This is a genomic window from Microbacterium sp. MMO-10 (assembly GCF_037148715.1).
GTDB lineage: Bacteria > Actinomycetota > Actinomycetes > Actinomycetales > Microbacteriaceae > Microbacterium.
In genome coordinates this window covers 846,390-872,528 of sequence record NZ_JBBCSV010000002.1, presented here as the reverse complement: position 1 = coordinate 872,528, position 26,139 = coordinate 846,390, and the positions used below count along the sequence as shown (strand labels likewise).

Genomic DNA, 26,139 nt, shown 5'->3' with positions numbered 1-26,139 from the left:
CGGGCCCTCGTTCGCGCGGAGTCCCGGGGTCAGCGCGTCTCGACGGCGTCGAGGAGCGCGTCCTCGTCGTCCATGTCGCGGTCGCGCCGGCGTCGGGGACCTCGCGGCGGCCGACCGGCGGCCTCGTCCCGATGCTTGTGCACCTCCGTGCGGATCACGTATCCGATGAAGATGAAGCCCATGATCGCGAAGAGGATCCACTGGATCGCGTAGGACAGGAACGGGCCCGGATCATCGGACGGCGCCTCGAACGCGTGCGGACGTGTGGCCGGCGCAGGGGACTCGCTGACGAGCTCGCCGTAGGCCCCGGTGTCGACGGCCGCGCCGTCGCCGATCTTGTCCGCCACGAGGGCGAGGTTGATGCTGGGAACCTGGCCCTCTGGCGCGCCGCGTCCCGAGGGAGGCAGCGGCTCGGCCGGGCGCAGCCGGGCGATGACCGTGGTCTCGCCCGACGGCGGCGCCGGGATCGACGTCGGCACGTCGGATCCGTCGCCCGCGATGACCCAGCCCCGGTTCACGATGAAGACCCGCCCGTCGTCGGTGCGGAACGGCACGAGGACCTCGAAGGCGCTGGTGCCGCCGTGCGGGCGATTGCGCACCAGGAGCTGTCCTGCAGGCTCGTACTGCCCGTGCACCTGCACGGGGTGCCACTGCGACTTCTCCGGGAGAGCTTCGCCGGGGGAGAGCAGCTGACCGAGCGGGACGGGCTTCGCGTCGTAGTTGCGCTGTACGAGCTCGAGCTGGGTCTGACGGCCTTCGTTGCGTGAGAACTGCCAGTTCGACAGGTACGCGCAGACGATCGCGAACACGATCGCCACGGCGAGGTAGGCGCTCCAGCGGAGCAGGCGCTGGCGCATCATTCGTGCTCGCCCTCTCCGACGGCGGCGTCGATGCGCGCCGGGAAGTCACGGGCCCGCAGATAGTCGTAGAGGAATCGAAGGTGCTCGTCGCATGCGAGCCAGACCTTCTCGCGCTCAGGCCCGTGGATGCGCGGGTTGCGCCAGACGATGCGGTGCGTCGCCGCGGCGCGGCACCCCGCCCGGGAGCATTTCAGCTCCGGATCCGGCGCGTTCATGCGTTCGGCTCGGCAGACCGCGCGGGCGTCTCGGCGAGGGTGATCACCTGACGGTCGGGGGAGGGAGCATCGCTGCGCTCAGCCGGCCGCTCGAGCTCGATGAGCGGCGACTCGACCTCGGTCGGGACCGAGTCGTCCCCCGCGTTCGCGAAGACGACCGCGATGTAGGGGAGTACGGCGGCGGCGATCGCGAAGACCCAGGTCCACCAGCCCATCGGCTGCACGGTGAAGACGAGGATGAAGCACACCGTGCGGATCCCCATGGTGATCGCATAGTGGCGCACGCGGTCGCGCGCCTCGTCGCGCGGGGCGCGCGGGAGCGAAGTCACGGCGGCGTCTGGAGTCCTTCTCACGATGACTCCAGCCTACGCCGCCGTGACCCGCAGAGTCGTCTCCGCGACGCACTCAGTAGCCGCTGTTGGCGCCCTGGGAGATGCCGTAGACGATCAGCATGAGGAAGCCGATGCCGATGATCAGGTTGAGACCCGCACCGACGTAGCCGAGGATCACACCGGTCAGGGCGATGCCCTTCCCGCCGAGAGCCGGATCCCGCTTGACCCTCCCGAGCGCCATGTGTCCCGTGATGATCGCGGTCACGGCCGCCAGGAACGGCAGCACGATGTACGCGAGCCAGAACAACACCACACCGGCGATGCCGCAGATGAGCGCGGTGATCGCCAGCCCGTTGGACTTCAGCGGCGCCGGATAGGGCTGACCGTAGGGCGGCGCGTACGACGCGCCGGGGTATCCCTGCGTCGTGGGTGCGGCGCCCGGGTAGGCCTGTGCCGGCGGGGTGGCGCCGGGATAGACCGGCGCCGGCTGCTGGGGCGCGGCTCCCGGATAGCCGGGGGTCGGCTGCTGCTGCTGGGGAGCTGCGCCGGGGTACGCGGGCTGCTGGGGCGGCACCGGGGCGCCCGGATATGCGGGGGGCTGCTGCCCCGGGGGCGGGTACCCGCCGTTGTCGTTGCTCATGCGCTTCCTCGCCGTCGTTCGTAAAGATCGTGTTCACCACAAAGATTTCCGTGCCGTCAGGGCCGTGTCAATTCCTGACGCCGAGTCGGCTCGCTAGGCTTGCCTGCCGTACACCTCGATTCTTGGGAGCCCCGCATGAGCACTGATCGCGTCGTCCTGGTCACCGGCGGAAACCGCGGCATCGGCCGCGCGATCGCCGAGCGCTTCGTGCGGGACGGCTATCGGGTCGCTGTCACCGCGCGCAGCGGCGAGGGCCCGGAGGGAACGCTCACCGTCCGCGCGGACGTGACGGACTCCGCGGCCGTGGATGCGGCCTTCACCGAGGTCGAGCAGAGGCTCGGCCCTGTCGAGATCGTCGTCGCGAACGCGGGCATCACCAAGGACACCCTGCTGCTGCGCATGTCGGAGGACGACTTCGACACCGTCGTCTCCACCAACCTCGGCGGGTCCTTCCGGGTCGTGAAGCGCGCGTCGAAGGGAATGCTCAAAGCCCGCTTCGGTCGCGTGATCCTCATCTCCAGCGTGGTCGGCCTGTACGGCTCCGCCGGGCAGATCAACTACGCCGCGTCCAAGAGCGCCCTCGTCGGCTTCGCGCGGTCCCTCACCCGGGAGCTGGGCGGGCGCGGCATCACCGCGAACGTCGTGGCCCCCGGCTTCATCGAGACCGACATGACGGCGGAGCTCCCCGAGGAGACGCAGAAGCAGTACAAGGCGAGCATCCCGGCGGGCCGCTTCGCATCGGCCGACGAGGTCGCCGGCGTCGTCACCTGGCTCGCCTCGGACGACTCCGGCTACATCTCGGGCGCGGTGATCCCGGTCGACGGCGGCCTCGGCATGGGGCACTGACGCTCCGGTCGACGCGACCGCGGCCGGTCAGCGCGTGGCCGCCACGAGCAGCTCGGCGAGCCGCTCGGGAGCCGAGAATTGCGGCCAGTGACCGGATCCGATGCGCACGACCTCCGCGTCCTTGATGCTGCGGTACTCCTCCCAGTAGGACTCCCACTGGCCGAGGAAGGACTCCAGCTCATCCTGAGTGGGCGAGCCCATGAGCAGGGTGACGGGGACGTCGTAGCGGCGCCCGTCCGCGAGGGGGATCGGGTCCGTCGGCACGTGCCGGGGCACGCTCTTCGCCGTGAGGGCCTTGGCCGCCCTGGTCGGCTCATCGAGGTCGGCGACGTCGTCGGCGTCGAAGAACCCCCATCCGGGGAACGGGATGACGCCGTCGACGACGGGGAACTCGCTGATCCCGCTGCCGGGCGGAGGCGGGACGGTGTCGACGAACACCGCGCGCCGGACGCGGTCGGCGCGGGCGTCCGCCGCACCCCAGATGACGTTGCCGCCGCCGGAGTGCCCGACGAGGACCACGTCGCCCGGAGCGGCGTCGATGGCGGCGACGACCGCAGCGATCCAATCCGTGAGCCGGATGTCGGAGGAGCCGGCAGCGGGCGATCCGACACCCGGCATCGTGAGCGCGTGCGGTTCGTGCCCGGCGGCGCGGAGAGCGGGGAGCACGGGCTCCCAGGAGTCGGCGTCGAGCCAGAGACCCGGAACGAGGATGATGTCCATGCCTCGACGCTAGGGGGAGCCGCCGACATCGCGCCAGTGCCACCGGCGCGGAGGACGCTCGTCAGGGGAGCAGCGGTACGACCTGGGCGAGGTCGACGGGGCCGATCACGAGCGACGCGGCGGCACGCACCGCCGGCTTCGCGTTGAACGCGAGGCCGAGCCCGGCGGCCGCCATCATCTGCAGGTCGTTCGCGCCGTCGCCGATCGCGATGGTGGCGTGCGGAGCGACGCCGAGTTCCGCCGCCCACTCGCGGAGCGAGGCCGCCTTGGCCGCCGCATCCACGATCTCGCCCTGCACGCGTCCCGTCAGCGCATCGTCGTGCACTTCGAGCCGGTTCGCGCGCCAGCGGTCGACGCCGAGCGCGGGCGCCACCGCGTCCAGGATCTCGTGGAAGCCTCCGGACACCACGCCGACGACGCCGTGACGGGCGTGGACCTCGTCGATCAGCGTGCGCACGCCGGGGGTCGGCTCGATCCGCTCCCGCACCCGGTCGAACGCGGTCGTCGGCACCCCGGCGAGAGCCGAGACGCGGGAACGGAGACTCGTGGCGAAGTCGACCTCGCCGCGCATCGCCGCCTCGGTCGCCGCCTGGACCTCGGCGCGACGTCCGGCCTCGTCGGCGAGGAGTTCGATCACCTCGTTGCGGATGAGCGTGGAATCGGCATCGAGGACGACGAGGAAGCGCGCGGAGGTCACCCGTCGAGGGTATCCGCCGCACCGGGCGTCATCGAACCGTGTGTCGCGCGCGGCGAGGTCAGCGCTCGATCCGCATGCCCTTGCCGACGACCGTGAGCCCCGTCTCCGTGATGGTGAAGCCGCGATCGAGGTCGCGTTCGCGGTCCACGCCGACGGTCGCCCCGTCCAGCAGCACCACGTTCTTGTCGAGGATGGCGCGATGAACGCGTGCGCCCTGTCCGACGCGCACCCCGTCGAAGAGCACGGAGTCGGTGATCGTCGATCCCCCTGCCGCGAGCGTCCACGGGCCCACGACGCTGCGTTCGAGATGGGTGCCGGAGAGCACCGAGCCGAGCGACACGATGGAGTCGATCGCGTTGCCGATCCGTCCGACCGAGTCGCGCACGAACTTGGCCGGCGGCGAGTTGACCGCCTGCGAGTGGATCGGCCACTCCATGTTGTAGAGGTTGAAGATCGGCAGCGTCGAGATGAGATCCATGTGCGCGTCGAAGAACGACTCGATGGTGCCCACATCCCGCCAGTAGGAGCGGTCGCGGGGGGAGGATCCCGGGACCTCGTTCTGCTTCATGTCGTAGAAGCCCGCTTCGCCGCGGTTCACGAAGTACGGCACGATGTCGCCGCCCATGTCGTGGTTCGAGCCGGCGAGCTCTCCGTCGGCCTCGACCGCCTCGATGAGCGCATCGGCGTCGAAGACGTAGTTGCCCATCGAGGCGAGCACCTCGTGCGGAGAGTCGGGCAGCCCGGTCGGGTCGGACGGCTTCTCCAGGAACTGGCTGATGCGCCCGGAGTCACCGTCCGCGATGTCGATCACACCGAACTGGGAGGCGAGGGCGAGGGGCTGCCGGATCCCCGCGACGGTCGCCCGCGCGCCCGAGGCGATGTGCGCGTCGATCATCTGCTGGAAGTCCATCCGGTAGACGTGGTCGGCGCCGATGACCACGACGATGTCGGGCTTCTCATCGAGGATCAGGTTCATGCTCTGCAGGATCGCGTCCGCCGAGCCCGAGAACCAGCGCTTGCCCAGACGCTGCTGAGCGGGCACGGAGGCCACGTAGGAGTCGAGCAGGGCCGACATCCGCCAAATCTGCGAGATGTGGCGGTCGAGACTGTGGGATTTGTACTGCGTGAGCACGACGATCTGGCGCAGACCCGAATTGATGAGGTTGGAGATCGCGAAATCGATCAATCGGTACTGCCCGCCGAACGGCACTGCGGGCTTGGCCCGATCCGCCGTCAGGGGCATGAGCCGCTTGCCCTCGCCGCCGGCGAGGATGATCCCGAAAACCTTCTTTGGTGCCGACATGCGTCCACCATAGAGCCACGTCGACGCGATGTACTACCTTCAGGACATGCGCGTCGACATCATCACCAAGGAGTACCCGCCGGAGATCTACGGAGGGGCCGGTGTGCACGTCGCAGAACTGGTGAAAGCCCTGCGTTCCGGCGCCGACGTCCGCGTGCGCGCCTTCGGGGCGGACCGGGATGAACAGGATGTGACGGCCTATCGGACACCTGTCGAACTCGCCGATGCGAACGCCGCTCTGCAGACGCTCGGCACGGATCTCGACATGGTGCCGGACGTCGCCGGCGCCGATGTCGTGCACAGTCACACCTGGTACGCGAACTTCGCGGGGCACATCGCCGCGCAGCTGCACGGCATCCCGCATGTCCTCACGGCGCACAGTCTTGAGCCCCTGCGCCCCTGGAAGGCCGAGCAGCTCGGCGGCGGCTACGCGGTCTCCAGCGGCATCGAGCGCCTGGCCTACGAGAACGCCGCCGCGATCATCGCGGTGAGCGGGGGGATGCGCAACGACATCCTGCGCGCCTACCCGCAGGTGGATCCTGCCAGAGTTCACGTGATCTACAACGGCATCGATGTCGACGCCTGGCATCCGGTCGACGACGCCGATGTGCTGGCGAAGCACGGGATCGACCCGTCGCGCCCCTCGGTGGTGTTCGTCGGACGGATCACCCGGCAGAAGGGGCTCCCGTACTTCCTGCGGGCCGCCGAGAAGCTGCCCCCGGAGGTGCAACTGGTGCTCTGCGCCGGCGCGCCCGACACGCCGGAGATCATGGACGAGGTGCGCGGCCTCGTGTCCGACCTCACCGCCACGCGCACCGGGGTGGTCTGGATCGAGGAGTTCCTGCCGCGCCACGAGCTGTCCGCGATCCTGACGGCTGCCACGACCTTCGTCTGCTCTTCGGTCTACGAGCCCCTCGGGATCGTGAACCTGGAGGCCATGGCGTGCGGCGCCGCGGTCGTCGGCACCGCGACCGGGGGCATCCCGGAAGTGGTGGTCGACGGCGTGACCGGGCGGCTGGTGCCGATCGAGCAGGTGCAGGACGGCACGGGGACCCCGGTCGACCCCGAGCGCTTCGTGTCGGACCTCGCCGCCACGCTCACCGAGGTCGTCTCCGACCCCGCGCGAGCGAAGGCATACGGGGAGGCCGGCCGGCAGCGGGCGGCGGCCGACTTCAGCTGGGCCGCGATCGCCGACACGACCCGGGCGCTCTACGAGGAGCTCACGGCCCGACGATAGGCTGAGGGCATGTCTGCCGTCCTCGAATTCTCGGACGTCGTGGTGCGCCGCGACGGTCGCAACATCGTCGATCACCTCTCCTGGACCGTCGAGGACGACCAGCGCTGGGTCGTGCTCGGGCCCAACGGCGCGGGCAAGACCACGCTCCTGCAGCTGGCGGACACGCTGATGCATCCGACGCAGGGGCGCGTCGACATCCTGGGCGAGACGCTCGGGCGCACCGACGTGTTCGAGATCCGCCCGCGGATCGGCTTCGCCTCCTCGGCGATGGCCCGCCGGATCCCGGCGGACGAGACCGTGCTCAACACGGTGATGACGGCGGCCTACTCCGTGATGGGCCGCTGGAACGAGTCCTACGAGTCGCTCGACGAGCGCCGCGCTCTCCGGGTGCTCGAGCAGTGGCATCTGGAGCACCTCGCCGCGCGTCATTTCGGGACCCTCAGCGACGGCGAGCAGAAGCGGGTTCAGATCGCGCGCGCCGTGATGACGGATCCGGAGCTCCTGCTGCTGGACGAGCCGAGCGCGAGCCTCGACCTCGGCGCCCGCGAGGAGCTGCTGGCCCTGCTCAGCGGGTTCGCCCAGTCCCCGACGACCCCGGCGATGGTGATGGTGACGCACCACGTCGAGGAGATCCCCGTCGGGTTCACGCATGTCCTGCTGCTGCGCGACGGTGCGATCGTCGCCGCGGGTCCCATCGAGCAGACGCTCACCGCGGAGGCGCTGAGCGAGGCCTTCGCGATGCCGATCGCCCTGGACCGGAGCGCGGGACGCTACGCGGCGCGCGCCGCTGGTTCCTGAGTCCGTCGGAGGACTGGTAGAATCGATCCTTGGTGCACTCTGCACCGCAGACTTCCCTCGCCCCTGGCACAATCCAGGGCACCACGTAAGGAATCCCATGAAGACTGACATCCACCCCGAGTACCAGGCCGTCGTTTTCCGCGACCTCGGTTCCGGAGACACCTTCCTGACCCGTTCGACGGTCACCAGCGACAAGACGATCGAGCTCGACGGCGTGGAGTACCCCGTCATCGACGTCGAGATCTCCTCGGCCTCGCACCCGTTCTACACGGGCAAGCAGCGCATCATGGACTCGGCCGGTCGCGTCGAGAAGTTCAACCAGCGCTTCAAGAACTTCGGCGGTTCCGGCAAGTAATCGCCCCTGCGAAGGCCCCGCTCCGGCGGGGCCTTCGTCGTTTTCCGGGGCGTGCCCGTCTCAGAGGTCGATGCGGATCCGGTCACCGTCGATGCCCCAGGGGGGATCGCCCGGAGCGGGGGCGGGTGCCGTCCGCCGCGTCTGCCGGTCGCGCTCCGATCCCGCCTCCGCCGAACTGGGGGAGAAGACACTGTCGAACGCGCCGCCGAGGCCCCCGCCGCGCGTGGGGTAGCGCTTCTCGAACGGTCCGGGACGGAGGAGCGTCCAGGCTGCGAATCCGAGAAGGTAGAGGCCGAAGGCGATCGGCAGCACCGCTGCGCTCCAGCCCAGCACCGTCTTCAGGACGCCGTCCATGCCTGCAGCGTACGCCCAACCGCTGAGCGGGGGATCCGTCCTCAGAGGGACATCTCGGAGGGGTCTCTGCGGCGCTGATCCCCTTCGCGCACCGGCCACCGGCCGTCGACGCGCTCCGTCGGATCGATGCGGCCGATCCGCACGAAGTAGTCGGTGAGACTCGCGGCCTGGGCACGGGCCCAGCTGATCTGCCGCGTGTGCAGCTCGCCTGCGCTGGCGGGGAGCGGGAAGCGCTGCGCGAGCGCCTGTGCGACCCGTCCGGCTGCGACGGCGTCGGCAGAGGCGTCATGCGCCCCGACGAGATCGACGCGGTAGTGGGCGGCGACGATCTCCAGCGTGCGCTTGCCGGGCCGGTAGCGGTCGTAGGCCTTGTCGATGACGAGCGGGTCGATCACCGGCGCCGGATCCTCCAGCGGTGCGATCCGGTGGCGGCGCGCCTCATGCGCGAGCAGGGAGAAGTCGAACGCGGCGTTGTACGCCACGACGGGGATGCCGCGCTCGAGCAGCGACCGCAGCGCCGCGACGACACCGGCGATGACCTGCGCGGCGGGAGCGCCGTCGCGCCGGGCGCGCTCGGACGTGATCCCGTGGATCGCGGTCGCGCCGGCCGGGATAGGCACGCCGGGATCGGCGAGCCAGGTGCGCGCGGCGATCTCTGATCCGTGCTGGTCGAGCACGCCCACATGCGCGGTGACGATCCGATCGCGGGTGACGTCGATACCGGTGGTCTCGAGATCGAACACGCCGACACGCGTCAGCCACGGAGGCAGAGGCGTCGACGGGGTCATGACGCCCACCGTAGGACGGGCTCCCGACATCCCGGCGGCGGCGCGCGGCGTCCAGGCGACGCACGGGCGGGGCGCGACGCCGACCGTAGACTCGACGCATGCCCGTTCCCTCGCCGTATGCCGCCCGCCTGGACCGCATCCCGGTGCAGCGCCACGAGGCCGAGGTGCTCGGCGGGCGCACCGCCTACTGGGTCTACGGCCCGGAGGACGCCGAGGCCACCGTTCTCGCCGTGCACGGCTTCCGCGGCGAGCACCACGGGCTCGAGCCCGTCGTGGCGCACCTCCCCGGGGTGCGGGTGATCATGCCGGATCTGCCGGGGTTCGGCGAGACCGCGCCGTTGCCGGGACGCGTGCACGACATCGACGCCTATGCCGCCTGGCTCACGGAGTTCGCCGGCACGGTGGCTCCGGGTGCGGTCGTCCTCGGACACTCGTTCGGTTCCATCGTCGCGTCTGCGGCTGTCGCGGGCGGGCTGCGGACACCGCGCCTGATCCTGGTCAACCCGATCGGCGCGCCGGCGCTCGAGGGCCCGAAGGCCGTGCTCACCCGGCTGGCGATCCTCTACTACGCGCTGGGGGCGCGGCTGCCCGAGGGGGTCGGGACCGAGCTGCTGCGCAACCGCGTCATCGTGCGCGTCATGAGCGTCGCGATGGCGAAGACCGCGGATCCGGAGCTGCGCCGCTTCGTGCACGATCAGCACGACACCTACTTCTCGCGGTTCTCCGACCGCGAGGTGCTCAGTCAGGCGTTCCGGACCAGCGTCTCCCACGACGTGCGCGAGTTCGCTCCGGGCATCGAGGTTCCCACGCTCCTCGTGGCGGCTCAGCGCGACGACATCACGCCGATCGAGGCGGAACGTCACCTGGCGACCCTGTTCCCCGATGCCGAGCTGACCGAGATCGCGCACGTCGGGCATCTCATCCACTATGAAACGCCCGCCGAGGCCGCCGGGGCGATCAGGCGGTTCCTCCGGCCTCTCGCCGTGCCAGCCCCATGAGACCGCCGACGCGGAACGGGATGACCTCGCCCATCGCGAGGGACGTCTCGGTCCTCTCGACGCCGTCGATGGACAGGATGCGCGCGTCGGTGTCGAAGAGATGGCGGGCATCCCGGCAGGCGACGAGGGCGAGCAGATCGATGGACCCGCTGAGCCCGTGCGCCTGTACGACCTCGGGCACGCGGGCGAGCTCGGCGATGATCCGAGGCAGCTCGGTCTGCCGCACGCCGATGCTGACGAACGCCTGCAGCGGGTAGCCCAGCACCGCGGGGGAGAAGGCGCGTTCGTACGGCAGGAACACCCCGGTCTGCTCCAAGCGGGCCATGCGCGCCTGGATCGTGTTGCGGGAGAGCCGGAGCTTCTCGGCCATCGCGACCACCGTCGTGCGGGGGTCGGCGGAGAGCATCTCGAGAATGTCGAGATCGGTGCGATCGAGGGTTGCCATGTTGCCAAAGGCTAGCAGTCGACGATGGCGCCTGACTTGGCAACATGCTCAAGCAGAGCGTCATTGCTTGAGCGACGTGTGAACCAGACGTACGCTCAAGCCACAGCGAAGACGCATCGGATCCGGCTCACGAGGGCGGATCCACTGAGGAGGACGAAGATGTCTACCCACCTTGATCCCATCACCGTCACCGGAATCGGGCTCGACGAGCCCGCCGCACTCATCGACGCCCAGGGCCGCCGCCGTGCGGATGCGCGTCTCGCCCCGTTCGCCGCCGACGTCACCTCCGACCAGCTGCTCTCGCTGCTCCGCGACATGGTGGTGCTGCGCCGTCTGGACGCCGAGGGAGTCGCGCTGCAGCGCCAGGGCCAGCTGGGGCTCTGGGCCCCGTGTCAGGGGCAGGAGGCCGCGCAGATCGGCTCCGCCCGCGCGCTCCGCGACGACGACGTCGTGTTCCCCAGCTACCGCGAGACCGGCGTGATGCTCGCGCGCGGCGCGCAGCCGGGCGACTACGTGCGCATGTGGCGCGGCGAGGAGGGCGCGGCCTACGACCCCGCCGTGATGCACATGGCCCCGCTGCAGATCATCATCGGCGCGCAGACGCTGCACGCGGTCGGCTACGCCCTCGGCATCCTGCACGACGGTTCGGACCAGGCCGCCGTGACCTACTTCGGCGACGGTGCGACGAGTCAGGGCGATGTGAACGAGGCGATGGTGTTCGCCTCCTCCTACCGCGCACCGGTCGTCTTCATCTGCCAGAACAACCACTGGGCGATCTCCGAGCCGGTCGCGGTGCAGTCGCAGCACCCGATCGCCGGACGCGCCCCGGGCTTCGGCATCCCCAGCATGCGGGTGGACGGGAACGACGTGCTCGCCGTGTTCGCCGCCACGCGCTGGGCGCTCGATCAGGCCCGCGGCGGATCCCCGGCGTTCCTGGAGCTGGTCACCTACCGGATGGGGCCGCACACGACCGCAGACGACCCCACCCGCTACCGCGACCCCGCGGAGCTGGAGTACTGGCGCGGCAAGGATCCGCTGGCTCGGCTCGAGACCCTGCTGCGTGCGGAGGGCGTGCTCACCGACGAGATCGCGGCGGGCTTCGCCGCCGAGGCGGACGAGACCGCGATGCGGATGCGCAGCGCGTGCCTGAGCATGACGACGCGCGAGCCGCTCGCGGTCTTCGACGGCGTCTACGCGGAGCCGCACACCGGACTCGCCGAGGAGCGCGCGGACTACGCCCGCTACCTCGACACCCTCGCGGAGGCGTGACATGACGCAGATGACCATGGGCAAGGCGCTCGGCGCCGCCCTGGCGCAGTCCCTGGCCGACGACCCGAAGGTCGTGCTGCTCGGCGAGGACATCGGCAAGCTCGGCGGCGTGTTCCGCATCACCGACGGACTGCTCGACCGCTTCGGGCCGGAGCGGGTCATCGACACCCCGCTCGCGGAGTCCGGCATCGTCGGCACGGCGGTGGGCCTCGCGATGCGCGGCTACCGCCCGGTCGTGGAGATCCAGTTCGACGGCTTCGTCTACCCCGCGTTCGATCAGATCGTCTCGCAGGTGGCCAAGCTGCACTACCGCACCCAGGGAACGGTGCCGATGCCGATCACGATCCGGATCCCGTGGGGCGGGGGCATCGGAGCCGCCGAGCATCACTCGGAGTCGCCGGAGGCCTACTTCGTGCACACCGCCGGGCTGCGCGTGGTGGCGGTCTCCGATCCGCAGGACGCGTACACCTGCCTGCGTCAGGCCATCGCGAGCGACGACCCCGTGATCTTCTTCGAGCCGAAGCGGCTCTACCACGCCAAGGGCGAGGTCGATCTGGACACCCCGCTCGCCGACGCCGCGCCGATGGGGCTGGCCCGGGTGGTGCGCGAGGGCACGGATGTCACGGTCGTGACGTACGGGGCGATGGTGCGCACCGCGCTCGACGCCGCCGAGGCGGCCGAGGCGGAGGGCAGGTCGCTGGAGGTCATCGACCTGCGCTCGCTCTCCCCGGTGGACTACGGCACCGTGTGCGCCTCGGTGCGCCGCACGGGGCGTGTCGTCGTCGTGCACGAAGCCGCCCGTGAGGCGGGCGTGGCGGCGGAGGTCATCGCGAGCATCACCGAGAAGTGCTTCACCTGGCTGGAGGCGGCGCCGCTGCGCGTCACCGGCCACGACATCCCCTATCCGCCCGCGAAGCTGGAGAAGTTCCACCTCCCCGACCTCGACAGGATCCTGGATGCGGTCGACCGCGTCTGCGACGACGAGCAGCTGCTGGAGGGGGCGGAGCGATGAAGCAGGAGTTCCTCCTCCCGGATCTCGGCGAGGGCCTCACCGAGGCCGAGATCGTGCAGTGGCTCGTCGCCGAGGGCGACACGGTGACGCTGAACCAGACGCTCGCGGAGGTCGAGACTGCCAAGGCGATCGTCGAGCTGCCGTCGCCGCACGCGGGCGTGATCACGGCGCTCCACGCGGGAGCCGGCGACGTCGTCGCCGTGGGCGCGCCCCTGGTGGGCTTCGAGATCGAGGGTGCCGACGAACCGGCGCCGACGTCACCGTCGGCGGTCGAGGAAGGCTCGGGGCCGAACCTGGTCGGCTACGGCGCCGCGCCGTCGAGCGGGCGTCCGCAGCGCAGGGCGCGCCGTGCCGTCGCCGGCGCAGGGACGGTCGTCGCGACCGACGCCGAGGTGCGCGTCGCGGCCCCGCACGATGCGATCGACGTGCTCCCGGCGCCGCCGGTGCGCGGCGAGCGACCCCGGTCGACGCCCCCGGTGCGCGCGTATGCCAAGGGACTGGGCGTGGATCTGGTGCTCGTCGCCGCCGAGCTCGGCGATTGGGTCATCACGCGCCACGACGTCGACGCCTACCGGGAGCGGCTCGGCCGCCGCGTCAACGGGACCATTGCCGAGGCGGGGGCTGCCCCGGCCGCGACGACGGAGCGTGCACCGGACCGCCGTGCGGCGGGGCAGCGCGCCACCACGCGCATCCCGATCCGCGGCGTCCGCAAGCACACGGCCGAGGCGATGGTGCAGAGCGCGTTCACGGCGCCGCACGTGACGACGTTCCACACCGTCGACGTCACCGCCACGAGCGAGCTCATCGCCTCGTTGCGGGCGTCCGCGGCCCCGGACGCCCCGCGCATCGGCGTCCTCACCGTGGTCGCGAAGGCCGTCTGCCTGGCGCTCGGCCGCCACCCGGGGCTGAACTCGCGCTGGGACGGCGAGGCGGGCGAGATCGTGCAGCAGCACTTCGTCGACCTCGGCATCGCCGCGGCCACCGAGCGGGGACTGATCGTGCCGATCATCCGCGATGCCGAGAGCATGGCGCTGGGAGAGCTCGCAGGGGCGATCGCCGAGCTGACGCGCACGGCACGCAGCGGGAAGACCCCTCCGGCGGACCTCCTCGGCGGCACGTTCTCGCTGACCAACATCGGCGTCTTCGGCATCGACGCGGGCACCCCGATCCTGCCCCCGGGCCAGACCGGCATCCTCGCCCTCGGAGCGGTGCGCCGCCTGCCGTGGGAGCATCGCGGCGAGATCGCGCTGCGCGACGTGATGACGCTCAGCCTGTCGTTCGACCACCGCATCGTCGACGGAGCGGAGGGCGCGCAGTTCCTGAAGGCCGTGGCCGACGTGCTGCAGGAGCCGGGGCGGGCGATGCTGCTCGGCTGAGCGGACCCTCGGCGTTCAGTCCTGACGGGGGCGGCGGCCCAGGCCCAGCACGCGCCGGGTCAGCCGTCGTTCCCGCACGATGAACGCCGTGCCGATGAGCCACAGCGGCACCTGGGTGAGGAAGGCCCAGCGGAACGCGTCGAGCGTGTAGGTGGCGGGCGTTCCCGCGCCCTGCAGATCGAGTGCCAGGCCGATGAGGAAGATCGCCACGAGCGCTGCGAGGAAGCCGCCGCCGTTCACGACGCCGGTGGCGGTGCTCAGCCGATGCTGGGGATTGTGGGTGCGGGCGTGGTCGAACGCGACCATGGACGCGGGCCCTCCCGAGGCGAGGGCGATCGCGAGCACGATCAGCAGCCAGAGCGGGGCCGGTCCCGGCCAGAGGATCACGGCGAGCCAGACGATCACCTGGATCCCGATGGTCGGCAGCACGAGCATGAGGGAGCGACTCGTCGGGTGGCGCGCCGACAGCGTGCCCAGGACGGGCCCGAACAGGATCCCGAACAGGACGTAGACCGTCGTCACCAGGGACGCGGTCCCGATCGAGAGGCCCTCGCCGCTGGTGAGGAACGGGATGCCCCACAGCATCATGAAGGCGGTGCCGGCGAAGGGCGTCGTGAAGTGCGTCCAGAAGCCGAGGCGGGTGCCGGGGTGGGCGAGGGCCTCGCGCAGGGAGACCCGAAGATCGGCCTGGGACGTCACGACGCGGATCGCCCCGGTGTCCGTGTTGACCGAGACGTCCTCGGTGAACTCGGGCGGACGGTTGCGGATCAGCGCGAACACGAGCACGGTGAACAGCACGCCGAGACCCGCCAGGCTGCCGAAGGCGACCGACCAGGTGGTCGAGTGCAGCAGCAGGGGCAGCGGGATGAGGGCGACGAGCTGACCGAGCTGGCCGACGATCCCCGTCAACTGCGCCATCAGCGGTCCGCGCTGGGCGGGGAACCAGATCGCGACGAGGCGGAGAACGCCAGGGAAGATCGCGGCGTCGCCGGCGCCGAGGATCATGCGCGCGACGATCGCGACGCCCACGTTGGGGGCGAACGCCATGACGAGCTGGCCGACGGACATCAGCAGCATCCCCGCGACCATGATCGGCCGGGATCCGAAGCGGTCCAGCAGCAGCCCGACCGGGATCTGCATGAGGCCGTACACCGCGAGCTGGAGGACCGCGAAGAGGGAGAGCGTGGAGGCGTCCGCCTGGAACAGGTGTGCGGCATCCACTCCGACGGCGGACAGCGAGGTGCGGTTCGTGATCGACAGCACGTAGGCCGCGACGCCGACGATCCAGATGAGCCAGGTCCGCCAGGTGGGTGCAGCGGCGGAATTCACGGCTCTCCTCGGGATCGGCGGCTCTTCGATCCTACGCCCGGATGCGTTCCGGTCCTGGCCGGCGCCCGGCGGTGCGCGGGCGCCGCTCAGACCGCGACGGCGTCGATCAGGCGGATGCCGCCGCCGTCGATCGCGAAGCGGTGCAGCGACCCGTTGCCGAGACGTTCCCCGGGAGCGGGGAGGGTCCCGCCCGATGCGTGCTCGAGGAGGGCGCGGATCACCCCGCCGTGCGTCGCCACGAGCACGGATTCGGTGCGCGGCGCGGAGCGGCGACGGGCGGCGAGCGCGATCCGCTCGAGCGATGCCAGCGCGCGGTCTGTGAGCTCCGCCGTGGTCTCCGCGCCGGGCACGTTCCCGCTGTCCGCTCGGAACCGGTCCCGGTACTGGTCCCAGAGCAGACCCTCGGCGGCCCCGAACTCGTGCTCGCGCATCCCGACGGCGATCAGCGGTGCGGGCAGGCCGAGTTCGCCCGCGATGATCTCGGCCGTCTCCCGCGCCCGCACGAGCGGGCTGGTGTACACGTGGTCGAAGCGGGTCCCTGCGAGTCGCACGGCGGCCGCCCGTGCCTGGGCGCGACCGGTGTCGTTCAACGGGATGTCGGTTGCTCCCTGGATCCGGCCTTCGAGGTTCCAGTCGGTCTGGCCGTGGCGGATGAGGGTGATGAGGGTCACGTGAGCAGCTCCTGGAGGGCGGGGAGGACGACGGTGGTGGACGCCGCGATGGTGGCGGAGGCCCAGGCGTCGGCGCGGGTGGGCTCGAGGTTGACGATGACGATGGGGAGCGCGCGGCGTCGCGCCCGCTCGATGATGCGGATGCCGGAGTTCACCACGAGGGAGGAGCCGGCCACGACCAGCGCATCTCCGGAGCGCAGCAGCGCCTCGGCGGTCGCGAACCGCTCTCCGGGGATGAACTCGCCGAAGAACACCACGTCGGGCTTGAGCGCTCCGTCGCACACGGTGCACACCGGCAGCGCGAAGCCGTCGGTGCTCTCGGGGCGCACGTCGCCGTCCGGGCCGAGGAGCACCTCATCGGGAACATCGAGCCAGGGGTTTCGCCGTTCGATCTGCGCGGCGACGGCGTCCCGGGAGAAGCTCTGACCGCACTGCAGGCAGAGCACGGTGCGCATGGTGCCGTGGAGCTCGACGACGCGCGCGGATCCCGCGGCGAGGTGCAGCCCGTCCACATTCTGCGTGATCACCCCTGCCGAGCGCCCGGCGCGCTCGAGCGCCGCGATCGCACGATGGCCGGGGTTCGCCTCGGCGGTGCCGAAGGAGCGCCAGCCGAGGTGCCCGCCCAGCCAGTAGCGGCGCTGGGCCTGCTCCGAACCGAGGAACGTCTGCACGGTCATCGGTGCGCGTCGGGGGGCGGATCCCGCGCCTCGATAGGCGGGGATCCCCGAATCGGTGGACAGGCCCGCGCCCGTGAGGAACGCGATGCGGCGGTCGGCGAGCAGGTCGGCGACAGGCTCGAGCTGCGCGTGCAACGACGGCATGCTGCTGTTCACGGAACCTCCCCGCCCGAGTCTACGGGCGCTCCGCAGGGAGTCGGCCGGGGACCGTGGGGCTCGTCGACGCACGTCGGCTCCCGACCTGGGAGAGTGGATCCGTGCACGAGATCCGCCTGGACGACCCCGCCGATCCCCGCCTCGACGACTACCGCGGACTGACCGACACCGCGCTGCGGCTGCGCAGCGACGCCGAGGGCGGCCTGTACATCGCCGAGTCGCTCAAGGTGATCGAGCGGGCGGTCCGGGCCGGGCACCGCCCGAGGTCGGTCCTCACCCAGGAGCGCTGGCTGGGCGGCATCCGCGACGTCGTCGGCGGCGCCGACACCCCGGTGTACGTCTGCCCGGACGATGTGGTCGAGGCGGTCGCCGGGTTCCCCGTGCATCGCGGTGCTCTCGCGGCGATGCACCGCCCGGCGCTGCCGGAAGCCGCGACGGTCCTGCGCGGGGCGCGCACGGTGGTCGTGCTGGAGGACCTCGTGGAGCATGCGAACGTCGGATCGGCGTTCCGCGCCGCGGCGGCCCTCGACGCCGATGCAGTGCTCGTCTCCGCACGGTGCGCGGACCCGCTGTACCGCCGCAGTGTCAAGGTCAGCACCGGGGCGGTCTTCCAGGTGCCGTGGACGCGATTCCGCGGCTGGGGCGAGCTCGCCCCGCTGCTCCGTGCCGAACGCATCCAGCTCGCCGCACTCGCGCTGAGCGACGACGCGGTGTCGTTGGAGGCCTATGCGGCCGCGCGCCCGGAGCGGGTCGCCCTCGCCTTCGGGTCGGAGGGGCCGGGGCTGACCGACGCGGCACTCGCGGCGGCCGATGAGATCGTGACGATCCCGATGTCGGGCGGAGTGGAATCGCTCAACGTCGCCTCGACCGCCGCCGTCGCGCTCTGGGCGCTGCGGCACCCGCCGGCGTCGGAGGACTGACCGCCCGAGGCGAGCGCTCAGTCCTCGTGCGGCAGCAGCACCGGCGCCGGTTCGGGGCGCTTGGCCTCGATCGAATCGCCGGACGACTGGTGCCGCAGTCTGCGCAGCACCCACGGCACCAGGTGCGTGCGCGCCCACACCAGGTCCTCGTTGCGGGCTTCGCGCCAGGTGCGGTTCGGGAAGGGATCGGCCACCATGTCCTGCAGGTCGTTCGGCACGTTCAGCGCGCGCAGCACCATCCGGGCGACCTCGTGGTGGCCGAGGGGATTCATGTGCAGGCGGTCGTCGGCGAAGAAGCGCGGATCCTGGATCGTCTTCAGCCCCCACTGGTCGGCGACGATGCAGTCGTGCCGATCCGCCACGGCGCGCACGTTCTCGTTGTAGATCGCGACCTTGCCGCGGAACGGCCGGAACACGGGGGTGAAGTTCGTGTCGATGCCGGTGAAGAGCACGATCGCGGCGCCGGTGCGGGCGAGGCGGGTGACCATGTCGTCGAGCTGCGCCGCGATCTCATCGGGATCGGTGCCGGGGCGGATGACGTCGTTGCCGCCCGCGCACAGCGTGATCAGATCCGGGTTCAGCGCGATCGCGGGAGCGACCTGCTCGTCGGAGATCTGCGCGATGAGCTTGCCCCGGACCGCGAGGTTCGCGTAGGCGAAGTCGTCGCTCTGCGCGTCGAGCACCTCGGCGACGCGGTCCGCCCATCCCCGGTGTCCGCCGGGAGCGCTCGGCTCGGGGTCCCCGATGCCCTCGGTGAACGAGTCGCCGAGGGCCACGTAGCGGTGCCACGGGTGCGGCGTGTCGTTCGGGATGTACGGGGTGCGCGGTTCGTGGCCGGACATGATCCTCCTCCTGGGAGCCGTGCGTTCGGCGCGGCACCGGATCCGAGACTACCCGCGTCGCGGCGTCACTGGCTGGTGTCGCCGTTCGAGCACGTCTGCTGCGCCGCCGTGCTGCCGCGCACGTTGTCGGACAGCGGAACCGCGCTGGGCGCCGGGGTGGCGGACGGGGCAGGGGAGGCGGTGCCGCTGGGGGCGGGGGTCGCACTCGGCGCGGCCGGCTCCACGGTGACGCCGTCGTTCACGGTGTTCTGGTGGGTGATCTGCACCGGCTGGTTCGCGGCGATCGCGGCCCAGAGCGTCTGGGCCGAGGCGTCGTCCTCGATGACACGGTTCGGGTTGTCGGGATCCGTGAGCGTCGGGTACTGGATGAACGTGATGTCCGAGGGCGGCACATCCTTGACGGCGAGCGCGAGCTGGACGATCGTCATCGGATTGGTGAGCGTCGTGCTGGCCTCGATGTTGCTCAGCGCGATGTTCGCGATGTTCAGCACCTCCGGCACGTTCGAGAGCACCTTGCCGCTGGACAGCGTGCGGGCGAGGCTGGCCAGATACTGCTGCTGGTTGCCGATGCGCGCGAGATCGCTGCCCGAGACCAGGCCGTGCCGGGTGCGCAGGAACTGCAGTGCCTGGAGCCCCTGGATGGTGTGCTCGCCGGCGCTGAGGTTCAGTCCCGTGTACGCGTCGTTCATCGGCGTGGCGAGGCAGACCGGCACGCCGCCGATGGCGTTGGTGATGTCGATCACGGTGCCGAAGTTCACGGCGGCGGCGAAGTCGACGTTCAGGCCGGAGAGCTGCGTCACCGTCTTGGCGACGCAGGACAGGCCGCCCTCGTCGTAGGTCGTGTTGATCTGCGCGCCGCTCTGCGCCGACACGGCGGTGCCGTCCTTCGCCGTGCACGAGGGGATCGGCATCACCAGGTCGCGCGGGAAGCTGATCACCGTGATGCGCCGGGGGGAGTCGGACACGTGCATGAGCACTGTGACGTCGTTGTTGACGCTCGACGCGTCGGGGCCGTCGCAGCGTCCGGGGAAGAGGTCCGCGTACTTCGCCTCGCAGGCGTCGATGCCGACGACGAGCAGGTTGAAGCCGCTCTTGTATGCGCCGATGTCGGGCGCGGCCGTCGGGCCGCCCTCCAGCTGCACGCTGTTGTGCGCGACTGCGGCCGTGAGATCCGAGACGATGTAGGCCGCGACGCCGGCCGTGCTGACCACGACGACGGCGACGCCGATCCCGATCGCGCGCAGGATCCGGGTCCAGATGCGCGGACCGGTCGCGCGGCCGTGCTGCGCGACCGGGCGCGCGGCGATGGGTCGTCTCATGGGTGTCCTCCGGGAGGGCGCTCCGGGCGGGAGGGCCGCAGGGGACGCTACTGCGACGCGCACTGGATCGGCTGTGCCGATCCAGTGCGGACGCTGTGACCGCACCGAGGGGCGTGGACGGGTATGTCGACGGCCTCGTCTATCGTGGAATCCCATGCTCTCCCCGTCCTTCCCTCAGCGCGCCCCTTGGGGAACCGCCGATCGGCTGCGGGCATGGCAGCGGGAGGCCCTCGAGGAGTACTTCCGGATCCCCGACCGCCGCGACTTCCTGGTCGCCGCCACCCCGGGCGCTGGGAAGACGACTTTCGCGCTGACCCTCGCGGTCGAGCTGCTGCGCACGAACGAGGTCGACCGGGTGATCGTGGTCGCCCCGACCGAGCATCTGAAGACCCAGTGGGCGGATGCGGCGGCCCGCGTGCACATCCGCCTGGATCCCCGGTTCCGCAACAGCCACTGGGCGCCGTCCCGGCAGTACCACGGCGTCGTCGTGACCTACGCGCAGGTGGCGGCGAAGTCCTCGGTGCACAAGCACCTCACGGAGGGGGCGCGCACGCTCGTCATCCTGGACGAGGTGCACCACGGCGGCGATGCGCTCAGCTGGGGCGACGCGATCCGCGACGCCTACGGGTCGGCGAGACGGCGGCTGCTCCTCAGCGGAACCCCGTTCCGCAGCGACACCGCGCCGATCCCGTTCGTGGAGTATCTGCCCGACGAATCGGGGGCTCGGATCTCGAGCACCGACTACGCCTACGGCTACGGCCGGGCCCTCCAGGACGGCGTGGTCCGCCCGGTGCTCTTCCACATGTACGCGGGCAAGATGCGCTGGCGGACGAGCGCCGGAGACGAGCTCGAGGCGCACCTGGGGCAGGACAACACGAAGGACGTCACCTCGCAGGCGTGGCGCACCGCGCTCGACCCTGAGGGGGAGTGGATGCCCGCGGTGCTGTCGGCCGCCGACCGCCGCCTCACCGAGATCCGCCACCACGTGCCCGATGCCGGCGGGCTCGTGCTCGCGACCGATCAGACGGTGGCGCGGGCCTACGCGAAGATCCTGCATTCGCTCACGGGCCAGCGGCCCACGGTCGTGCTCTCCGACGACGCCACCGCATCCGAGCGCATCGAGAAGTTCAGCGCGTCCGATGATCGCTGGATGGTCGCCGTGCGCATGGTGTCCGAGGGCGTCGACGTGCCGCGGCTCGCGGTCGGGGTCTACGCCACGTCGTCGTCGACCCCGCTGTTCTTCGCGCAGGCCATCGGCCGGTTCGTGCGCGCGCGTCGCCGGGGCGAGGCCGCGAGCGTTTTCGTGCCGAACGTCCCGGTGCTGATGAAGCTCGCCAACGAGCTCGAGAAGCAGCGCGACCACGCGCTCGACCGGCAGTCGAAGGACGATGACGGCCTCGATGACTCGCTGCTGGAGAGTGCGAACCGCGAGGATGATGCGTCGGACGCGCTCACCCAGGAGTTCAGCTATCAGGCGATCTCCTCGCTCGCGCACTTCGACCGGGTCGTCTTCGACGGCAAGGAGTTCGGCCAGCTCGCCGAGCCCGGCACTCCCGAGGAGGAGGAGTTCATCGGGATCCCGGGTCTGCTCGAGCCGGAGCACGTGCACGAGCTGCTCATGCAGCGGCAGTCGCGCCAGTCACGGCTGCGCGAGGCGCGGGAGGCGCAGGCTCCGACAGCGACGACGACGCTGCCCGAGCCCCTGCACCGCACCCTGCGCGAGCAGCGGCAGCTGCTGAACAGCCTCGTCGGCGTCTACGCGCGGCAGACCGGGGAGCCGCACGGATCCGTCCATGCCGAGCTGCGCCGACTGTGCGGAGGACCGGCGGTCGCGCAGGCGACCGTCACCCAGCTGCAGTCGCGCATCGACCTGCTCCGGCGTCGCGTCCGCTCCTGAGCACCGCGCGCGACAGCGCCCGGATCCGGTCCGCGTGACGCGCCCGGGACCGGCCGGTTCGGATCCCCGAAATGCTGTCAATCCGCGTCTCAGCAGGGGGCGGAGCACCACGCATGGATAGCGTGGAACGGTTGCTCCGAACACGAAGGACGCTGATGAACACCCCCGCTCCCGTGCCCGCCGAACCCACCGCGGCCGACCGCCGCCGCTGGGCGCGGTACCTCGTCGACGAGCGCGCCGAGGCGCACGTCTACCAGCAGCTCGCCGCACGGCGCGACGGGGAGGAGCGGGAGATCCTGCTCGAGCTCGCGGCCGCGGAGGGACGCCACGAGGCGCACTGGCTCCAGTTGCTCGGCGGAGAGCCGGCACGGCTGCCTCGGCCGGGTCTGCGCACGAGGGTGCTGGGCTGGATGGCGGGCCGGTTCGGATCCATCTTCGTGCTGGCGCTCGCGCAGAGCGCGGAAGCGCGATCGCCGTACGACTCCGAGGCCTACGCGACGCCCGCCATGCGCGCCGACGAGAAGGTGCACTTCGAAGTGGTCCGCGGCCTCGCGGCGCGGGGTCGCCGCCAGCTGTCCGGATCGTTCCGCGCCGCCGTGTTCGGCGCGAACGACGGACTCGTGAGCAACCTCGCGCTCGTGCTCGGCATCGGCGCCACCGGGGCGAGCAGCGGCTTCGTCCTGTTCAGCGGATTCGCGGGACTGCTCGCCGGCGCGCTGTCGATGGGCGCGGGGGAGTTCGTCTCGGTGCGCTCCCAGCGCGAACTGCTGGAGGCCACCGAGGAGAACGGGCACGGGGCGGCGACCGCGAGCGACCTGGACCTGGACGAGAACGAGCTGGCCCTGGTCTACCGCGCCCGCGGCATGGACACGGAGGAGTCGCTGGAGCGCGCCCGCCGGGTCGTGAGCGCGGCGAAGGCCGGGATGGCCCAGCGCGCGACGGGTCCGCTCCGGGTGGTCGACGACGGCGGGGACGAGCACGAGATCATCGGCAACGCATGGCCGGCGGCGATCTCGAGCTTCCTGCTGTTCGCCTCCGGCGCGATCGTGCCGGTGCTCCCGTGGATCTTCGGCATGCAGGGCACGCCGGCCGTGCTCGTGGCGCTCGCCCTCGTCGGCATCGCTCTGCTGAGCACCGGAGCCACGGTCGGAGTGCTCTCCGGTGGTCCTCCGCTGCGCCGGGGCCTGCGGCAGCTGGCCATCGGCTTCGGGGCCGCCGCGGTCACCTACGTCCTCGGACTGCTGTTCGGCGTCAGCGCCGGCTGAGCCGCCTGCGACGGGCCGCTGTCAACCCCCTGGTGGCCTCCGTGGCAGGGGGTCCAGGCCGGCCGGACGACGACAGGAGGCGCGGTGATGAGCGACAGGGAGAACGGCGAGGAGCGGGACGAGCCGACGGAACGGCCGGACGAGCCGACGACGGAGGAGCTGCGGGAGCCGAGCACGGAGAAGGATCCCGGGGAGGAGCCGAAGGCTCCGCACAGCGGCGATGACGGCGAGCCGGAGCCGAGCCATCGGGCCGAGGGCATCGGGGTCATCGCTCCGGACGGGCCCGACGCCGACGAGGCGCCGGCCTGACCCCCGGGCAGGGACTCGGAGCGGTGCCGACGCGGACACGACGAAGGCCCCGGATCTTCCGATCCGGGGCCTTCATACCAGCGTGCGCGAGGGGGGACTTGAACCCCCACGCCCTATTCGGGCACTAGCACCTCAAGCTAGCGCGTCTACCTATTCCGCCACCCGCGCTGGTGTTTTCGGCTGTTCCCAACCGAGGAATGACACTATCACGTTCCGCAGGCGCCCTCGAACCAGGATGCACGTCGGGCGCGTCGAGCGGGTTCGATAGCCTTGTCCCATGCCCCAGCCGGATGCCGAGATCCCTGAGGTCGCGCGGATCGCCGCCGACCTCATCCGCTTCGACACCTCCAACTTCGGCGGCGGCGACGCGAAGGGCGAACGCGAGGCGGCCGAGTACGTCGGCGCCTATCTGGAGTCGCTCGGACTGGAGCCGGAGTACTACGAGCCGATCCCGCGTCGCACGAACGTCATGGCGCGGGTGCCGGGCCGCGATGCGAGCAAGCCCGCGCTCGTCGTGCACGGTCATCTGGATGTGGTGCCCGCGATGGCGGGCGACTGGAGCGTGGATCCGTTCGCCGGGCTCATCCAGGACGGCATGCTCTGGGGCCGCGGTGCCGTGGACATGAAGAACATGAACGCGATGATCCTCACGTCGATCGCCGAGATCCTGCGAGCGGGGGAACAGCCGGAACGCGACCTGATCCTGGTGTTCTTCGCGGACGAGGAGAACGGGGGCGTGGAGGGGTCGGCCCTGGTCGTGCAGAACCGTCCGGAGTGGTTCGCCGGGGCGACCGAGGCGATCAGCGAGGTCGGCGGGTACTCGATCCCCGTCGGCGATCGGCGCGCCTACCTGCTGCAGGTGGGGGAGAAGGCGCTGCTGTGGATCCGCCTGGTCGCGAAGGGGCGGGCCGGGCACGGCAGCCGCTTCCACCCGGACAACGCCGTGACCAAGCTCGCCGAGGCGGTCGCGGCCATCGGACGCACCCCGTGGCCCATCCATCTGACCGCCACGACCCGCGACTTCCTCGATCGGATGAGCGCGCTCTCCGGTCTTCCGGTCGATGATCCGGATGCCCTGGCCGCGACGGCGGGTCCTGCCGAGGCGTTCCTGCGCTCGACTCTGCGCACCACGACGAATCCGACCGTGCTGCAGGCCGGCTACAAGCACAACGTCATCCCGGAGCGCGCGGAGGCGCTCATCGACGTGCGCGTGATCCCGGGGATGGAGGACGAGGTGCTCGATCAGCTCCGCGCCCTCGTCGGCGAGGACATCGAGCTCGAGATGGTCGTGCAGGACATCGGGATGGAGACGCCGTTCGCCGGCGACCTCGTCGACGCGATGGTGGCGGCCCTGGAGCGGCACGATCCTGGCGTGCCCGTGATCCCGTACCTGCTCGGTGCGGGCACCGACAACAAGGCGCTCGCCTTCCTCGGCATCACGGGCTACGGCTTCGCGCCGCTGAGGCTGCCCGCCGACCTCGACTTCACCGGGATGTTCCACGGGGTCGACGAGCGGGTCCCGATCGACGCGCTGGTCTTCGGGCAGCGCGTGCTGACCGACCTTCTGCGCACCTACTGACCGCACCGCGCGAACCCCGCGGACGACGCGAAAGCGACCCATGCATCTTCTCGAAGCCATCTTCCTGGGGATCGTGCAGGGACTCACCGAGTTCCTGCCGATCTCGTCCAGCGCCCACCTGCGCATCGTGGGCGCGTTCCTGCCGAGCGCGCAGGACCCCGGGGCGGCCTTCACGGCCATCACGCAGATCGGCACGGAGGCGGCCGTCGTCGTGTTCTTCTGGCGCGACATCGTCCGCATCGTGAGCCGCTGGTGGGCGGCGCTGCTCGGTCGCATCCCGCGCAACGACCCGGACGCGCGGATGGGCTGGCTGATCATCATCGGCAGCATCCCGATCGTCGTCCTCGGGCTCGCGTTCAAGGACCAGATCGAGACGGTGTTCCGCTCGCTGTGGATCGTCGCGATCATGCTCATCGTGTTCGGCGTGCTGCTCGGCGTCGCGGACGCGATCGGCGCCCGCCGGCGCACCCTCAAAGATCTGACGCTGGGGCACGGCGTCATCTACGGGCTCGCGCAGTCGCTGGCTCTGATCCCGGGGGTCTCCCGTTCCGGCGGCACGATCACCGCCGGACTCCTGCTCGGATACGAGCGCGAGGCGGCCGCCCGTTACGCGTTCCTGCTCGCGATCCCCGCGGTGTTCGGATCCGGGATCTACCAGGCGGTGAAGAGCATCGGCGAGCCGAGCGTGTTCTCGGCGGGGGAGACGCTTGCGGCGACGGGGATCGCGTTCGTCGTGGGACTCGGCGTCATCGCGTTCTTCATGCGCTGGATCTCGCAGCGCAGCTTCCTGCCGTTCGTCGTGTACCGGATCCTGCTCGGCATCGTGCTCATCATCCTGCTCGCGATGGGCGTGATCAAGCCCTGAGCGCGCCTCGGCCGTGAGGGGGCGCAGGCGCTTCGACGGGGCCCGGCGGCCGACGACTCTCGGAG

General features: G+C 71.0%; 29 protein-coding genes and 1 tRNA gene. 14 read left to right on the top strand and 16 right to left on the bottom strand.

The features are described 5' to 3' along the window. Positions 1–29 precede the first annotated feature (29 nt). The 4 genes from WFJ17_RS08540 to WFJ17_RS08525 all read right to left on the bottom strand — a co-directional run bounded on the left by WFJ17_RS08540 (position 30) and on the right by WFJ17_RS08525 (position 2,047). The gene (locus tag WFJ17_RS08540; RefSeq protein ID WP_251440187.1) at positions 30–860 is read right to left on the bottom strand and encodes an SURF1 family cytochrome oxidase biogenesis protein; all 831 of its coding nucleotides are present in this window, start codon (positions 858–860) and stop codon (positions 30–32) included. Further along, on the bottom strand, positions 857–1,075 hold the full coding sequence (locus WFJ17_RS08535; protein ID WP_251440184.1) for a hypothetical protein: 219 nt from the start codon (positions 1,073–1,075) through the stop codon (positions 857–859). The genes WFJ17_RS08540 and WFJ17_RS08535 overlap by 4 nt, the downstream gene beginning before the upstream one ends. Continuing rightward, positions 1,072–1,404, bottom strand: a complete 333-nt coding sequence (locus WFJ17_RS08530) for a DUF3099 domain-containing protein (protein WP_251440181.1) — start codon at positions 1,402–1,404, stop codon at positions 1,072–1,074. Before WFJ17_RS08530 ends, WFJ17_RS08535 begins: the two co-directional genes overlap by 4 nt. A gap of 76 nt (positions 1,405–1,480) precedes the next feature. After that, positions 1,481–2,047, bottom strand: a complete 567-nt coding sequence (locus tag WFJ17_RS08525; protein ID WP_251440178.1) for a DUF4190 domain-containing protein — start codon at positions 2,045–2,047, stop codon at positions 1,481–1,483. A gap of 135 nt (positions 2,048–2,182) precedes the next feature. Here WFJ17_RS08525 and WFJ17_RS08520 point away from each other — a divergent pair, with 135 nt between their 5' ends. Then, a complete protein-coding gene (locus WFJ17_RS08520) occupies positions 2,183–2,893 on the top strand; it encodes a beta-ketoacyl-ACP reductase (protein WP_336648154.1) in 711 nt (236 codons plus the stop codon). 27 nt (positions 2,894–2,920) lie between these two features. Here the strand turns inward: WFJ17_RS08520 and WFJ17_RS08515 are convergent, their stop codons facing one another. From WFJ17_RS08515 to WFJ17_RS08505, 3 genes are all read right to left on the bottom strand, one after another. Further along, positions 2,921–3,613, bottom strand: a complete 693-nt coding sequence (locus WFJ17_RS08515; RefSeq protein WP_251440172.1) for an alpha/beta fold hydrolase — start codon at positions 3,611–3,613, stop codon at positions 2,921–2,923. A 61-nt stretch (positions 3,614–3,674) separates the two neighbouring features. Continuing rightward, the gene (serB, locus tag WFJ17_RS08510; RefSeq protein WP_251440170.1) at positions 3,675–4,310 is read right to left on the bottom strand and encodes a phosphoserine phosphatase SerB; all 636 of its coding nucleotides are present in this window, start codon (positions 4,308–4,310) and stop codon (positions 3,675–3,677) included. Between the two features lie 58 nt (positions 4,311–4,368). Continuing rightward, the gene (locus WFJ17_RS08505; RefSeq protein WP_336648153.1) at positions 4,369–5,613 is read right to left on the bottom strand and encodes a glucose-1-phosphate adenylyltransferase; all 1,245 of its coding nucleotides are present in this window, start codon (positions 5,611–5,613) and stop codon (positions 4,369–4,371) included. 46 nt (positions 5,614–5,659) lie between these two features. On the opposite strand from WFJ17_RS08505, the gene glgA reads away from it, so the two are divergent. The 3 genes from glgA to WFJ17_RS08490 all read left to right on the top strand — a co-directional run bounded on the left by glgA (position 5,660) and on the right by WFJ17_RS08490 (position 8,003). Further along, positions 5,660–6,850, top strand: coding sequence for a glycogen synthase (glgA, locus tag WFJ17_RS08500; RefSeq protein WP_336648152.1), 1,191 nt, complete (start codon positions 5,660–5,662; stop codon positions 6,848–6,850). Positions 6,851–6,859: 9 nt separating this feature from the next. After that, positions 6,860–7,648, top strand: a complete 789-nt coding sequence (locus WFJ17_RS08495; protein WP_251440162.1) for an ABC transporter ATP-binding protein — start codon at positions 6,860–6,862, stop codon at positions 7,646–7,648. A 97-nt stretch (positions 7,649–7,745) separates the two neighbouring features. Beyond that, positions 7,746–8,003: a type B 50S ribosomal protein L31 gene (locus WFJ17_RS08490; RefSeq protein ID WP_292886977.1), complete on the top strand. Its 258-nt coding sequence runs from the start codon at positions 7,746–7,748 to the stop codon at positions 8,001–8,003. A 60-nt stretch (positions 8,004–8,063) separates the two neighbouring features. On the opposite strand, the gene WFJ17_RS08485 is transcribed toward WFJ17_RS08490, so the two are convergent. Both WFJ17_RS08485 and WFJ17_RS08480 read right to left on the bottom strand, forming a co-directional pair. Further along, positions 8,064–8,357, bottom strand: coding sequence for a hypothetical protein (locus WFJ17_RS08485; RefSeq protein ID WP_251440085.1), 294 nt, complete (start codon positions 8,355–8,357; stop codon positions 8,064–8,066). 41 nt (positions 8,358–8,398) lie between these two features. Beyond that, on the bottom strand, positions 8,399–9,145 hold the full coding sequence (locus WFJ17_RS08480; protein WP_251440082.1) for a 3'-5' exonuclease: 747 nt from the start codon (positions 9,143–9,145) through the stop codon (positions 8,399–8,401). A 98-nt stretch (positions 9,146–9,243) separates the two neighbouring features. On the opposite strand from WFJ17_RS08480, the gene WFJ17_RS08475 reads away from it, so the two are divergent. Next, complete coding sequence (locus WFJ17_RS08475; RefSeq protein ID WP_336648151.1) at positions 9,244–10,143, top strand: alpha/beta fold hydrolase; 900 nt, start codon at positions 9,244–9,246, stop codon at positions 10,141–10,143. Here WFJ17_RS08475 and WFJ17_RS08470 read toward each other — a convergent pair. Then, on the bottom strand, positions 10,103–10,588 hold the full coding sequence (locus WFJ17_RS08470; protein ID WP_251440065.1) for an Lrp/AsnC family transcriptional regulator: 486 nt from the start codon (positions 10,586–10,588) through the stop codon (positions 10,103–10,105). The genes WFJ17_RS08475 and WFJ17_RS08470 overlap by 41 nt on opposite strands. 159 nt (positions 10,589–10,747) lie before the next feature. Here WFJ17_RS08470 and WFJ17_RS08465 point away from each other — a divergent pair, with 159 nt between their 5' ends. Genes WFJ17_RS08465 through WFJ17_RS08455 form a run of 3 tightly spaced genes read left to right on the top strand, consistent with a single transcriptional unit; the run spans position 10,748 to position 14,245 of the window. Further along, the gene (locus WFJ17_RS08465) at positions 10,748–11,857 is read left to right on the top strand and encodes a thiamine pyrophosphate-dependent enzyme (RefSeq protein WP_292886989.1); all 1,110 of its coding nucleotides are present in this window, start codon (positions 10,748–10,750) and stop codon (positions 11,855–11,857) included. A gap of 1 nt (position 11,858) precedes the next feature. Beyond that, the gene (locus WFJ17_RS08460; protein ID WP_251440059.1) at positions 11,859–12,869 is read left to right on the top strand and encodes an alpha-ketoacid dehydrogenase subunit beta; all 1,011 of its coding nucleotides are present in this window, start codon (positions 11,859–11,861) and stop codon (positions 12,867–12,869) included. Next, the gene (locus WFJ17_RS08455; protein ID WP_336648150.1) at positions 12,866–14,245 is read left to right on the top strand and encodes a dihydrolipoamide acetyltransferase family protein; all 1,380 of its coding nucleotides are present in this window, start codon (positions 12,866–12,868) and stop codon (positions 14,243–14,245) included. The genes WFJ17_RS08460 and WFJ17_RS08455 overlap by 4 nt, the downstream gene beginning before the upstream one ends. A gap of 15 nt (positions 14,246–14,260) precedes the next feature. On the opposite strand, the gene WFJ17_RS08450 is transcribed toward WFJ17_RS08455, so the two are convergent. The 3 genes from WFJ17_RS08450 to WFJ17_RS08440 form a co-directional block, all read right to left on the bottom strand. Next, positions 14,261–15,574, bottom strand: coding sequence for an MFS transporter (locus tag WFJ17_RS08450; protein ID WP_251440053.1), 1,314 nt, complete (start codon positions 15,572–15,574; stop codon positions 14,261–14,263). 86 nt (positions 15,575–15,660) lie between these two features. Then, positions 15,661–16,245, bottom strand: a complete 585-nt coding sequence (locus WFJ17_RS08445; protein ID WP_251440051.1) for a histidine phosphatase family protein — start codon at positions 16,243–16,245, stop codon at positions 15,661–15,663. After that, positions 16,242–17,066 (bottom strand): Sir2 family NAD-dependent protein deacetylase, encoded by an 825-nt coding sequence (locus WFJ17_RS08440; RefSeq protein ID WP_251442356.1) that lies wholly within the window; start codon positions 17,064–17,066, stop codon positions 16,242–16,244. Before WFJ17_RS08440 ends, WFJ17_RS08445 begins: the two co-directional genes overlap by 4 nt. Before the next feature lie 113 nt (positions 17,067–17,179). Between WFJ17_RS08440 and WFJ17_RS08435 the strand changes: the two genes are divergently transcribed. Next, positions 17,180–17,998, top strand: coding sequence for a TrmH family RNA methyltransferase (locus WFJ17_RS08435; protein ID WP_336648149.1), 819 nt, complete (start codon positions 17,180–17,182; stop codon positions 17,996–17,998). 17 nt (positions 17,999–18,015) lie between these two features. Here the strand turns inward: WFJ17_RS08435 and WFJ17_RS08430 are convergent, their stop codons facing one another. After that, entirely contained in the window at positions 18,016–18,840 is an 825-nt protein-coding gene (locus WFJ17_RS08430; RefSeq protein ID WP_251440032.1) for an SGNH/GDSL hydrolase family protein, read from the bottom strand. Between the two features lie 65 nt (positions 18,841–18,905). Continuing rightward, positions 18,906–20,159 (bottom strand): LCP family protein, encoded by a 1,254-nt coding sequence (locus WFJ17_RS08425; protein WP_336648148.1) that lies wholly within the window; start codon positions 20,157–20,159, stop codon positions 18,906–18,908. 154 nt (positions 20,160–20,313) lie between these two features. On the opposite strand from WFJ17_RS08425, the gene WFJ17_RS08420 reads away from it, so the two are divergent. The 3 genes from WFJ17_RS08420 to WFJ17_RS08410 all read left to right on the top strand — a co-directional run bounded on the left by WFJ17_RS08420 (position 20,314) and on the right by WFJ17_RS08410 (position 23,630). Further along, positions 20,314–22,056: a DEAD/DEAH box helicase gene (locus WFJ17_RS08420; protein ID WP_292887006.1), complete on the top strand. Its 1,743-nt coding sequence runs from the start codon at positions 20,314–20,316 to the stop codon at positions 22,054–22,056. Positions 22,057–22,211: 155 nt separating this feature from the next. After that, complete coding sequence (locus WFJ17_RS08415; protein WP_251440024.1) at positions 22,212–23,321, top strand: VIT1/CCC1 transporter family protein; 1,110 nt, start codon at positions 22,212–22,214, stop codon at positions 23,319–23,321. 87 nt (positions 23,322–23,408) lie between these two features. Further along, positions 23,409–23,630: a hypothetical protein gene (locus WFJ17_RS08410; RefSeq protein ID WP_336648147.1), complete on the top strand. Its 222-nt coding sequence runs from the start codon at positions 23,409–23,411 to the stop codon at positions 23,628–23,630. 83 nt (positions 23,631–23,713) lie between these two features. Here WFJ17_RS08410 and WFJ17_RS08405 read toward each other — a convergent pair. After that, positions 23,714–23,798, bottom strand: a tRNA-Leu gene (locus WFJ17_RS08405). Positions 23,799–23,907: 109 nt separating this feature from the next. On the opposite strand from WFJ17_RS08405, the gene WFJ17_RS08400 reads away from it, so the two are divergent. Further along, positions 23,908–25,209 carry a M20/M25/M40 family metallo-hydrolase gene (locus WFJ17_RS08400; protein ID WP_251440006.1) on the top strand — a complete coding sequence of 434 codons (1,302 nt, stop codon included), beginning with the start codon at positions 23,908–23,910 and terminating at the stop codon, positions 25,207–25,209. Between the two features lie 40 nt (positions 25,210–25,249). Continuing rightward, complete coding sequence (locus WFJ17_RS08395; RefSeq protein ID WP_251439999.1) at positions 25,250–26,074, top strand: undecaprenyl-diphosphate phosphatase; 825 nt, start codon at positions 25,250–25,252, stop codon at positions 26,072–26,074. Positions 26,075–26,139: the final 65 nt, after the last annotated feature.